This is a genomic window from Shinella sp. WSC3-e (genome assembly GCF_945994535.1).
GTDB classification, from domain to species: Bacteria; Pseudomonadota; Alphaproteobacteria; order Rhizobiales; family Rhizobiaceae; genus Shinella; species Shinella yambaruensis.
The window spans coordinates 81497-93414 of the sequence record NZ_OZ000537.1 but is presented as its reverse complement, the minus strand read 5'-3'; the positions used below and the strand labels follow the sequence as shown (position 1 = coordinate 93414).

Sequence of the window (11918 nt, the reverse complement as noted above, 5' to 3'; positions counted from 1 at the left end):
GCATGGATGAACTGCCCGCCAGCCGCATGGCACGGGAACGCAAGGCGGCGCTGCTGCAACGGATGCGCGGCGTCTCCGCCATGGAAGGTCGTGCCGGCCTATCGGCCGGTGCGCAGGACCGCCACGTGCCGCGTTTCGAGGACCTGCCCGAATACCGCCAGATCCGCATGCAGGAGCTGGCCGGCGAACTCGTGAAGATCGACAATCCCTTTTATCGGACGCACGATGTCGGCGCCGGCGCCAGGACCGAGATCGGCGGCCGGAGCATCGCGAACTTCGCGTCCTACGACTATCTCGGCGCCAACCGCCATCCGTCCGTCCATGCCCGCGTGCGCGATGCGCTCGACCGCTACGGCCTCTCGGCCTCGGCAAGCCGGGTCGTCGCCGGCGAGCGGCCGGTCCACCGGGAGCTGGAGGCACGCCTTGCGGACACCTATGGGGTGGAGGACGCCGTCGTCTTCGTCAGCGGCTACCTGACGAACGTGACGACCCTCGGCACGATCCTCGGCCCAGAGGATCTCGTCATCCACGACGAGTTCATCCACAACAGCGCGCTCGCCGGCATCAAGCTTTCCGGTGCGGCGCGGCGCTTCTTCCGGCACAACGACACGGTGCATCTTGAAGAGCTTCTGCTCAATTTCTCCGGGAAGTTCCGCCGCATCCTGGTGATCGTCGAGGGCGTCTATTCCATGGACGGGGACCTTGCGGACCTGCCGCGCCTCGTCGAGCTGCGCACCCGCTACGGTTTCTGGCTGATGGTCGACGAGGCCCATGCCCTCGGCGTCCTCGGCTCCGGCGGGCGCGGGACCCACGAGCATTTCGGCATGGACCCCGCCTGCGTCGACATCTGGATGGGCACGCTGTCGAAGACGACGTCGAGCTGCGGCGGCTACATCGCGGGCAGCGAGGCCCTGACGACGATCCTCAAGGGGGCGGCCGGCGGTTTCGTCTACAGCGTGGGCCTGGCACCGGCCCTTGCGGCGGGCGCCCTTGCAAGCCTAGACCTTCTGGCCCTGGAGCCCGAACGCATGGCGCGGCTGCGCAACAACGGCCGCCTGTTCCTCGACCTTGCGCGCCAGGCCGGCCTCGATACCGGCCTCAGCGAAGGCCATTCGGTGGTGCCGGTGATCGTCGGCGACTCGCTGCGGGCGGTCCGCCTTTCGAACGACCTGCTGGCCGCCGGCGTCAACGTGCTGCCGATCATCCACCCCGCCGTGCCCGAAGGCCAGGCGCGGCTGCGCTTCTTCATCACCAGCGAGCACGACGAAGACCAGATCCGGGAAACGGTGGCGCTGACGGCAAGGCTGCTCGGCGACCTCGTGCGCGACAATTTCGGATTGAACGCCATCGACCCCACCCAGATCGCGCGCCTGCTCTCGGGGACCTGACATGCGCCATGTCCTCGTCACCGGCGGGTCGAGCGGCATCGGCCTCGCCATTGCCGTGCAGCTGCTTGCGCGCGGTGACCGCATCACCCTCATCGCCCGCGATGAAGGCCGGCTGGCGGAGGCGCAGCGCGCGCTGTCGCAGGCAGGGGCACAGGCGCAACGGGTCCTAGGCATGCCGGCCGATGTCACCGATGCCGAAGCCCTCGGCGACGCCGTCGCCCGCTGCACGGCCCGGTTCGGCGGCGTCGACATGCTCGCTGCCTGCGCCGGGATCGTCGAACCGGCCCGCTTCGTCGACCAGGACGGGGCCGCCTTCGACCGGCAGATCGCCGTCAATGTGACCGGGGTCGCCAACAGCGTGCGTTTGGTTCTTCCGGCCATGTTGGAACGGGGCCGAGGCCGGGTCGGGATCGTGTCTTCGGGCGCGGGCCTGATCGGCATTCCGGGCTACAGCGCCTATTGCACGTCAAAATTCGCCCTCAGGGGCCTTGCCGCCGCCTTACGGCTAGAAACGGCCGGAAGCGGGGTCTCAGTTTCAATTTGCTTTCCGCCGGACACGCTGACACCGCAGTTCGAACGCGAATTGCCGTTGCGCCCGCCGGAAGCGCAGGCGATCATGGGGCGCGTCAGGCCGATCGATGCCCGGACGGTGGCCGGGATCATCCTTGCCGGCATGGAGAAAAACAGGCGCGAGATTCACTTTGGGCTGACCCTTCGCCTGCTCGGTTATTTCGGGCCCCTTGCCTCCACCTATATCGAAATGCGCCATGGCCGCAGATATGCAATAAAGGCTGACGATCCGCCAAGCGCGCCCTAATATGGCCTCTGGGCCTTGAAATAAACCTGCGAATAGAGAGGTGAAATCGCCTTTCCATTTACCTGACGGATGAAAGTACTTTCAATGCTGCAACGTCTTCTCAAAAGATTCAAACATCCGCCAGGCACACACGAGGTCGAACAGGTATTCAGCCAGTACGAAATGAGCATGCCGGCGCATCAGAATGCCATCAATGCCCTTCCTGGTTGGAATTCATCGTTTCCCGGAGGCAATACGCTTTCAGCAGGAAACCATCCGCTTCATGCTGACAGTCGGATCATCGAGGCAATGCGGGCCTATGGTCCACTCGAAGGCAAGCTCGTATTGGAAATCGGCCCGCTCGAGGGCATGCATACCTACATGCTCAGCCAGGAGCGCCCGGCGCGCATCGACGCGATCGAGGCTAACCGCCTGTGTTTCCTGCGCTGCCTAGTGACCAAGGAGATCCTGCAACTCGATCGGGCACGGTTTTATCTTGGCAATATCCAGCCTTGGCTTGAGAAAGAGGACACCGTCTATGATTTTGCGCTCGCCTCTGGCGTGCTCTACCACCTGCCGGACCCGGCGAACTTTCTGCTGCAGCTCTCGCGCAGGGCGCAAGCCATCTTCATCTGGACTCATTTTTTCCATGATGAGGCGATGCCACACGGCGACCCGCGACGAAACCCTTTCAGCGGTCGCGTAGAGACGCGAACCATCGAGGGCCTTTCGGTCCGCTACTATGAACGAAGCTATCAGCACGCAAACACGAACGCATCCTTCTGCGGCGGCATGAAAGACCGGCATTACTGGATGCACCGCGACGACATCTTGTCCCTGCTCCAGCGGGTAGGGTATAGGACCATTGAGGTTCAGGCAGAAGAACTGGCGCATGGTGGGGGGCCTTGCTTCTCCGTTTTTGCACGAAAGTAACCGCGATCGGCCGCCAGCTGGTGAAATGGGAAGACGTTTTGCTGTTCAACCTCGAATTCGACCATGGCGATGTCCTTGAAGGATACCTCATCCCGGATGGTTTCTCGGACCAGCCCGCCATCCGCGTTCTCGGCGAGGAGGGGGAACTCCTGCGGATGAAATGCGCAGAGCCGCGCCCGGCCGTCGTCCAGTCGGGACGGCACGAGACCGGCCTAGTCGGTTTCCGTCTCGACGATACGATATTGCCGGGGCTGGCGGCCCGCCGGCTGCTGGAGATCCGCGATGTCAGGAGCGGCATCCTCGTTTATCGCCGTCCCGGGGCACGGCACCAAGTTCCCCTGAAGGTCTTCCGCATGGAATTCCAAATGCTGCCGCTGTTGAAGCTCGACCATCATTGCGGCAAGCACTTCCAGTACGAGCTGACAGGCTTGGAGCGCTTCGGCCAGGAGACCGCCCTGCAGGCCTTCCACCTTAATGCTGTCGATTCGATCTATCTGAGCGGCCGTCTTCATTTGCGCAATTTCGAGGAATTTTTCGACAAGGGTTTCCAGGTGGTCGGTTATTTGCCCGATCCCTATTATGAAATGGCCAGTCGACTCGCCCTGCTCAAACGGCTTTCCCAAACCCAGATCAGCATTCTCGGCGAACGCGATCGGCTCGCGCTGGCGTCCGCCGCCGCGCATTTCGCGGAGGTCGCTCTCGACGACGAGCGCTCGCTCAAGAAGGCCCTGCAGACGGCGGGCCCCAGGATACGCGACGTCTTCGTCTCGCCGGCGACCCGCCAGCTCGCCCGTTCCACCCCGGACCAGCCGGTATCGCGCCGGGATGTCGCGCCTGCGATCGATCTGCTGTCGCGCTTTGCCGTGGTCGGCCAGGATGGAGTGCCGCTGCATTTCGAAAGCGCACTCGCCGAACTGCTGGAGCTGCCTCTGGAGGACATTCCTTCCGTGAGCCGGCATTCCATCCTCGATGCGATCGCCACCCGGCTCCGGCGCCTGCCCATGGCGGAAGGCCTGCTGGAAACAGACTTGATTTTACATCACTATGTGCAAGAGGCCGCCGCCTCGCATGTCTTTAGCGCCGAATGACGGCAGGTTCCCATGACAAAGACCAAAATTGACGAGCTTTCAAGAGCAGGACCCGTCATCGACGATATGGTTGCTGAGCCGCAGGGCGCGAGTACGCCGGCGCTCTCGTCAAGCGTGGAGACCGTCGAATATTCTCGCGTGCAGGATCGGCCGCAGTCCATGCCGAAAGCCGGTGGCCGAACGCCTTGGCGCCTCATCGTCTTCAGCCTGATCGTGCTCGTGCCGTTTCTCGCGAGCGTGATTTACTATGCCTTCGTCGCGGCCGACCAGTATACCGCGGAGGCCCGCTTTGCCGTCCGTTCCTTGGCGGACGAAGAGACTGAGGACGAGAGCGACGTCAGCATCCTCAAGATGTCGCCCGCCTCCCAGGATGCCTATGTGGTCACCAGCTTCATCCATTCGACCGAAATCCTCCGACGGATTGGCAACCATCTCGATTATAAGGCGATGTTCGTTCGCGACGGTTCGGACTTCTATGCGGAATTCGATCCCCGCGATTCCGCCGAGGAGTTCCTAAACTACTGGAACCACCAAGTTTCCACCTATATTGACGGCCCGTCCAGTATCGTCGTCCTGCGTGTGCGCACCTTCAGCCCCGAGGACTCCATCAAGCTCGCCAATGCTATTCTCGATGAGAGTGAAAAACTCATCAACGAACTTTCGACGCGCTCGCGCAACGACATGATCGCAAGCGTCCTTACCGAGGTCGAGCGCACTGGCAAGATCTATGGGGAGGCCTTGGCCGAACTTAACCGCTTCCAGAAGGAAGCCGGCTTGCTCAGTCCTGAAGCGCAGGCCGAACAGACAGGCAAGCTCCTAACCGGACTCATAGCGCAGAAGCTCGAACTCGACAGCCGTCTTTTCGTGATCCAGCAGTCGAACGGCATCGATTCCCCAACCTACCGGCAACTCGTTCTCGGCAGAAAGAGCATCGAGGCCCAGATTGAGGAGCTGCGCAATCAGATGACCGGCAAGGAAGTGGAATCCTACGCCAATACGTTGAACACCTTCGCACGGCTTGAGACCGACCGGATGGTGGCGGAGAAACTCTACGAGGCGACGCGCCATCACTACGAGATGTCACTGGCGGCAGCCATGCGTAAGGCTCTCTATCTCACCGTTTTCGTGCGGCCAATGCTGCCGGAGGAGGCACTCTATCCCAAGCGGGTAATGACGCCCGTCCTCACGCTCTTCTTTCTATTCGTCCTTTGGGCCACGCTGTCGCTGGCTTGGGCATCTATCGAAGATCACCGACTTTGAAGCGCACATGATCCGGTTTAGCAACGTCTCGAAGCATTTTAGGACCCAGCAGCACCGCAAGACGATCCTCGACCGGGTGAGCGTCGAATTCCAGCAGGGCTATTCCTATGGCATCCTGGGGGTGAACGGGGCGGGTAAGTCGACGACGATGCGGATAATTGCCGGCACGATGCTGCCCAATGGCGGCCGGATATGGAAGGACCTGCGGGTCTCCTGGCCGCTCGGCTTCTCCGGCGGCTTCCATCCTGCCATGACCGGACGGGAAAACCTGAACTTCGTCGCCCGCGCCTATGGGGAAAACGTGCGCCGGGTCGCCAGTTTCGTCGAGGATTTTGCCGAGCTCGGCGACTATATCAACGCGCCGGTGCGGACCTATTCCTCCGGCATGGGCGCTCGGCTCGCCTTCGGCCTCTCCATGGCGATCGAATTCGACTGCTACCTCGTCGATGAGATCACAGCCGTCGGGGACGCGCGCTTTCAGAAGAAATGCCGTGACGCATTCGAAAATCGCCGTAAGAATGCCGATATCATCATGATCTCGCATAGCATGGACACGATTAAAAGCTATTGTGACAAGGGTATGCTGCTAGTCGATGGCCGGTTAATGGTTTTCGACAAAGTGGACGAGGCTATTGAAACCTACTACCGACTCAACCGCTGACAGGAGCGGGCATCGGACAGGCAAAGAAATGACCGAACGACTGACATACGAAAAGGACGTCCCGCGGGGGAAAGGTGGCCTAGCGGCAAGCCAGGACATGGCCACGCGCCTGTCGGCTACCGCCCGCAAGCTACGTTTCTCCACATCTAGCCGCAGCGCCCTCTACAAGGCCGTCGGCTTGCGGCCGCAGCTTTCGGAACGACTCTTTGCTACCGCCATCTTGCTGGTCACCATCTTCTACCTGCTCGTACCAAACGCCCTTTCGGTCTTCTATTTCGGCTATCTCGCCTCCGACCAGTTCCAGACGGAAGCACGGTTCACCGTCCGCTCGTCGACACCCGCTATCGGCAAGGACCAGATGGCGAAGGTCACCGGCATTCCCAAGGCAAAGATCGTGCAGGACACGCAAATGGTCACGAACTACATTGAGAGTCGTGACATGCTCGAACTCTTAGAGGAGGAAGTTGGCCTTAAAGCCATGTATTCCGACCCAGCCATTGACATCTGGGCCCGCCTTCCCGACGATGCAACTATCGAGGATCGCCTCGACTACTGGCAGGATATGGTGTCGACCGTGATTAATCCGGCGAGTGGCATCGTGACGGTGAAAGTCCGGGCTTTCACCCCGGAAACCTCCCACCGGATTCTCGACAAGGTGGTCTCCGCCTCCGAGATCATGGTCAACCGAGTCAACGACCGCATGTGGAGCGACATCACCGCGACCACTCGTACGAACCTTGACGCGGCGACCATCCAACTGCGCAAGGCCCGTGAAGAGCTTCAGGCCGCCCGCAACCGCAGCGGCGTGCTGACCGTGGAAGGCAGTTCGCTGATCCTATCCAATCTTATCAGCACCGTCGAAGGCGAGCGGCTGAAACTGCAACAGCGCTACGATTCGCAGAGCGTCGTCGTCTCGAAGAACGCCCCGCAGATGCGCGTCCTTCTTCGGGACATCCACAGCAAAGAAGAGCAAGTTGCGCAACTTCGCGCTCAACTCGCCGGCGAAACTGCCAAAAACGCAAACCTTGCAGATGTCTTACTCGATTTCTCCCAGCTTCAGCTGGCGGAAAGCCTTGCCGTACAGCAGTTTTCTTCAAGCGTGAAGGCCTTTGAGCAGGTCCAGTTCACAAGCCAGCAGCAGTTGCTCTATCTTGACACCTTCCTGAAGCCGCGGCCTCCGGAAGAGGCGGAATATCCCAAGCGTTTATTATGGATCATTGGGACCGCTATCGCGAGCCTCCTGGCCTGGAGCGTGACTCTCGGTCTACTCAACGTGCTTCGCAACTACATGTCCCATTAACTCCGTGTCATGCATCTAGGCCAGACCGCGCGTGAAAGACTTTATGCTGCGCTGCCGAAGCCGGCGGCGCAGCGTGCAAGTGAGTTTGTCAGCAGCACCGAAATCCGGCGCCTTCTTGTCCTGACGAAGCCGGGTAGTCCGAGCTTTTCTTATTATATTGAGGATCGTCTTCGCGAATTGGCCGTACCGGTGGAAATCCGCGCTCTCGATGCCAAGCTCGATGACCTCGATCCAAGTGGAACATTCGTGATTCTGTGTCGCTACGTCAAACCGCGACAGCTGATCTGGTTGTTCCGTCATCGTTGCGACCTTTCCGGCATCGGCCTATTCATCGACGACGATATTGCTGCCATGGTTGCTTCCAAAGACGGACCGCTGGACTACCGGGCCTATCTTTTGGGCATGGGTATCCTGCCATTGCCCCTGCTCAACGGCCTTCTCACCCATCTATGGACCTCGACAGAAGCGTTGGCGGAGGCGCTGGCGCAAGATGGGTTGGTAGGATCCATCCTGCCACCACGGCCTAGGCAGGAGCACTATCGCTCAACCGGGACACGGTCAGCCGCGAAGGATATCGTGCGCGTAGTCTTTCATGCCACGGGCGCTCATTTTTCTGAACACCGCTTCCTGATCCCGATCGTTGTCGAGATGCTGGCACGCCACACGTTCCTCTCGTTCGAAGTGATCGCAGATGGTGCACCTATCCGGTGGTGGAACGACCTTACAATCGATCCGGCGCGCTTGAGGATATGCTCCCCCCTGCCATGGCCGGATTATTTTCAGAAAACTGCGGCGGAGCATGTCGATATTGCCCTCGTTCCATTGTTACCAAGCAAAACGAATGATAGAAGATCCGACACGAAGCGCATCGACGTTAGCCGCATGCAGGCGGCTGCAATCTATTCGAACTGCGATATCTACCGTAGATGCGCCATGCCTGGCGAAATTTTCGCCGACCACAGTCCAGAGGCATGGAGGCTGAAAATCGATCGCTTGGCCAGCGACCCCTTCCTTCGGGAACGGGCGCGAGCGGCAACGATGGCGTCGATGGCGACCATGCGTGCAGTGTCGCAACCGAGCTTTCCGGGCCTCGCTTTTCACCCAAACAGGTATCTTTATGACAAGTGATCGACAGTCGATCCTCGACGCCTTGCGCGAGAAACGCAATGTCATGACGGCCGTCATGCTGCGTGACATGCGGACGCGCTTCTTCAACCACGGCCTCGGCTTCTTGATAGTCTCTCTTTGGCCGCTTGCACACATGTTGATCCTGATCGGGATCTATAGACTGTTCGGGCGAACCGCTCCGTTCGGCGATAGTATGCCGGTTTTTTTCATTACCGGGCTTATCCCTACGTTCACTTTCATGTACGTTTCAAGGTTCATGTCACTGTCTCTCATCCTGAACCGGCCAATGCTTGCTTTTCCAGTGGTGAAGGTCCTCGACATCATGGCTGCTCGTGCGTTCCTCGAAGTCATCGCAGCCTTCCTGACGCTCTTTTCTGTCTTCGCCATCCTGCTACTGTCTGGCGACAACCCCTTCCCCCGGGACCCCTTCCAAGCCTTCTATGCCTATCTGGCACTTCTCCTGCTTGCCATCGGGGTTGGGTTAGTCGCGGGCGTCATCACCATGGTTTTTAATTTCTTTGCTACAGTCTACGCACTTTTTATGATCCTGATCTATATCCTATCAGGCACACTCTTCGTCGCTGCCGCACTTCCGGAGTCAATTCTCCATCCCCTATCTTTCAACCCGGTTCTCCATGCTGTCGAGTGGATGCGGATTGCGTATTACGAAGGTTACAGCGATCGGATTCTAGACAAGGAGTATCTCATCGGCTTCGGAATGACTTCCCTCTGCCTCGGCCTCCTTATGGAACGAGTTTTTCGCCGGATTATGCTAGAAGGCTGACGACCCATGGCCCTGCACATCATCGCTAAGAACGATCTGCAAAAAGTGGCAAACGAGAAACCATGCCAATGGGAAAGCACGGGCGACGACCCAGTCTTCCATATCATCCTGCCAATCCGCCGCAATCCATATCTCGTCTTGTTGCTAACCTGCGATGAAGAAGACATCGATCCGAAGATTTATGTTGATCGCGGCTTTGGCTTCCGGGAAAAGGATGCCGTGGTAATCCCTCCGGCGCGCACGTTCTTGATCCAAGCGGATGTTGGGTGCTACGGCCTCATCCAGAGCCTCCGAGTGGACCCGGCGAGCTTTCCAACAAGACTGACCTTCGATGCCCGCGCTTTCGGAACGGCCGCCGAGGCACAGGCCTGTGTACGCACCCTTACTCGCGTCGGGGACCATACCAACATAATCGACCTTGGCCGCCTGCCGCGTCTCAAATTGCCGGTCCCGCGCCTGTCGTTCCGTCGGCGGGCGAACCTTGCCTCCCGCTATTCCGATGCGTGCTACGCCCTGGCTGAGGCCCAGGCACCAATGGCGCTTCCGGCCGGGAACAGCCCCTGGCTCAGCATCGTCGTTCCCATTTACAATACCTCGGCGCGCTATCTGGACGATCTCGTCCAGTCTTTCCTGGCGCAGAAGGAGGCGGGTGCCGAGCTGATCCTCAGCGACGACGCCTCAACATCGCAGGAAACAAGGCGATGGCTGGCGAAGCCGCCGCCGCAGGCCGCCATCAGAATTATTCGCAATGCGGCCAATGGCGGCATCGCGAACGCGACGAATGCTGGCCTTGCCAAGGCGGGCGGGCGCTGGGTTACACTTCTCGACCACGACGACGTCATCGCTCCCCATGCGCTCCGCCTCGTCCGAGAGGCGCTCGCGCGCAATCCGGATGCGCTGTTCCTCTATACGGATGAGCTCGTCGTTGATGACGCACTGCAGGCGACCGGGCTGATGCTGAAGCCGGCCTATGATCCCGTTCTTCTGACCGGCGTGAACTATATCAACCACTTCTCCTTCTACCGACGGGATCGCCTTGCCGGGATCGGCAACCTGCGGACGGGCTATGACGGCTCGCAGGACTACGACCTGCTGCTACGCTATCTCGAAGGAACTGCGCGGAACCAGGTGCTCCACCTGCCCTACCCCGCCTATTGGTGGCGGCGCACGGGCCACACCTATTCCCGAAAATTCCTCGATGCGGCGACGAAAGCGGCGCGAACCGCCATCGCCGACCGCTTTGCCCGCGAAGGCATACCGGTCCGCGTCGAGGGCGCGATTACCGAGACCCTGCACCGCGTCCTGTTCGACCGCGCCGCAACGGACTGGCCCAGGCTCTCGGTCATCATTCCGAGCCGCAACAGCTATGACCTCATATCCCGCGTGCTAAGCGACCTCTTCGAGAAGACGGATTATCCGGCCCTGGAGGTTATCGTGATCGACAACGGAACAACCGACATCCGCGTGCTGGACCTTTACAAATTCTATTCCATGCGCTTCCCAGCCTTTTCCGTTTATATCGAGCCTGTAACGTTCAATTTTGCCCGTGCGGTCAACAAGGGCATTTCGCTTGCCAGCGGCGAGCACTATCTCATCCTCAACAACGATATCGAAGTAATCGAGCCCAGCTGGCTGAAGGAGATGGTGTCCTGCCTCTCCTTCCCCAGAACCGGCGTGGTGGGCGCAAAGCTACTCTACCCGAACGGCAGGATCCAGCATGCCGGCGTCATAGCAGGCTTCGGTGGGCTGGCGGGCCACTGGTACCTCAACAAGAACCGGAATTTCGGTGGCCCTCTGAACCGGCTTCACCTGCGCAATTCGATGACCTGCGTGACAGGTGCCACCATGCTACTCTCAGGTGAATGCGTTCGGTCCGTCGGTACTTGGGACGAGGTCTCTTTTGCCGTTGCCTACAACGATGTGGACTATTGCTTAAGAGCCCACAAGGCAGGGTTCAACGTCGTGTGGACCCCCTTTGCCTGCCTCTACCACCACGAATCCGCATCACGCGGCTCTGATCTTTCCGGTGAGCGACGAGCCCGCTTTGAACGAGAGAAGGACAACTTGCGACACCTTCACAAGACAGAAGCCTTCCAAGATCCTGCAATTAATCCAGCCTATGACCGCCGGCACTCCGATCCGACCGTACTGATACCAAAGATGCTACACTTTGAAAGGCGCTGGCGATAAACAAAGTGCGGTGCTCCCTGATCTTGGACACCTGGCTGGAGGGTTTTCCGGGCTTAAGCTCATGGCGGATGGGGTACGCCAGAGCCATTCATAAGTGCTATCGGTGGTTTGTTGCCGATGGCGCTATGGGGTCGCACCTCAATCGCGCACAGGGCCTCACGAGCCAGATCGATCTGGATGGACGATGCCATAACCAAAGTCGAACGAGGAATGGCCGGGAAAGAACGGTCTTCCACAAAGATGCAAAGTGAGGTACGCGTTTCGTTATCCAGCATCGCAAGTGCCAGATAAGTACCTTTAGCGAAATACATCAGCTTCTTTTCTGAATTTTACTATTCAGCGTGGAACCGAATTTAACAATACGATCCGAGCGCTTAAAGAAAAGGGATA

The 11918-nt window shown here is 59.5% G+C and carries 11 protein-coding genes; 10 read left to right on the top strand and 1 reads right to left on the bottom strand.

The features are described from left to right. The first annotated feature begins 2 nt into the window (after positions 1-2). The 10 genes from AABF56_RS35935 to AABF56_RS35890 all read left to right on the top strand — a co-directional run bounded on the left by AABF56_RS35935 (position 3) and on the right by AABF56_RS35890 (position 11528). Entirely contained in the window at positions 3-1388 is a 1386-nt protein-coding gene (locus AABF56_RS35935) for an aminotransferase class I/II-fold pyridoxal phosphate-dependent enzyme (RefSeq protein ID WP_443021318.1), read from the top strand. A 1-nt stretch (position 1389) separates the two neighbouring features. Continuing rightward, positions 1390-2205, top strand: a complete 816-nt coding sequence (locus AABF56_RS35930) for an SDR family oxidoreductase (protein ID WP_272809410.1) — start codon at positions 1390-1392, stop codon at positions 2203-2205. 84 nt (positions 2206-2289) lie between these two features. Next, on the top strand, positions 2290-3117 hold the full coding sequence (locus AABF56_RS35925; protein ID WP_272809411.1) for a class I SAM-dependent methyltransferase: 828 nt from the start codon (positions 2290-2292) through the stop codon (positions 3115-3117). A 38-nt stretch (positions 3118-3155) separates the two neighbouring features. Beyond that, positions 3156-4205, top strand: a complete 1050-nt coding sequence (locus AABF56_RS35920) for a hypothetical protein (protein ID WP_272809412.1) — start codon at positions 3156-3158, stop codon at positions 4203-4205. Positions 4206-4217: 12 nt separating this feature from the next. After that, a complete protein-coding gene (locus tag AABF56_RS35915) occupies positions 4218-5465 on the top strand; it encodes a capsule biosynthesis protein (RefSeq protein WP_272809413.1) in 1248 nt (415 codons plus the stop codon). A gap of 7 nt (positions 5466-5472) precedes the next feature. Continuing rightward, positions 5473-6126 carry an ABC transporter ATP-binding protein gene (locus AABF56_RS35910; RefSeq protein ID WP_272809414.1) on the top strand — a complete coding sequence of 218 codons (654 nt, stop codon included), beginning with the start codon at positions 5473-5475 and terminating at the stop codon, positions 6124-6126. 28 nt (positions 6127-6154) lie between these two features. Then, positions 6155-7426: a capsule biosynthesis protein gene (locus AABF56_RS35905; RefSeq protein ID WP_272809415.1), complete on the top strand. Its 1272-nt coding sequence runs from the start codon at positions 6155-6157 to the stop codon at positions 7424-7426. Positions 7427-7435: 9 nt separating this feature from the next. Then, positions 7436-8554, top strand: a complete 1119-nt coding sequence (locus AABF56_RS35900; protein ID WP_272809416.1) for a hypothetical protein — start codon at positions 7436-7438, stop codon at positions 8552-8554. Then, the gene (locus tag AABF56_RS35895) at positions 8544-9338 is read left to right on the top strand and encodes an ABC transporter permease (RefSeq protein ID WP_272809417.1); all 795 of its coding nucleotides are present in this window, start codon (positions 8544-8546) and stop codon (positions 9336-9338) included. Before AABF56_RS35900 ends, AABF56_RS35895 begins: the two co-directional genes overlap by 11 nt. A 6-nt stretch (positions 9339-9344) precedes the next feature. Continuing rightward, positions 9345-11528 carry a glycosyltransferase gene (locus AABF56_RS35890; protein WP_272809418.1) on the top strand — a complete coding sequence of 728 codons (2184 nt, stop codon included), beginning with the start codon at positions 9345-9347 and terminating at the stop codon, positions 11526-11528. Between the two features lie 59 nt (positions 11529-11587). Here AABF56_RS35890 and AABF56_RS35885 read toward each other — a convergent pair whose 3' ends face one another. Then, on the bottom strand, positions 11588-11839 hold the full coding sequence (locus AABF56_RS35885; protein WP_272809419.1) for a hypothetical protein: 252 nt from the start codon (positions 11837-11839) through the stop codon (positions 11588-11590). Positions 11840-11918 lie beyond the last annotated feature (79 nt).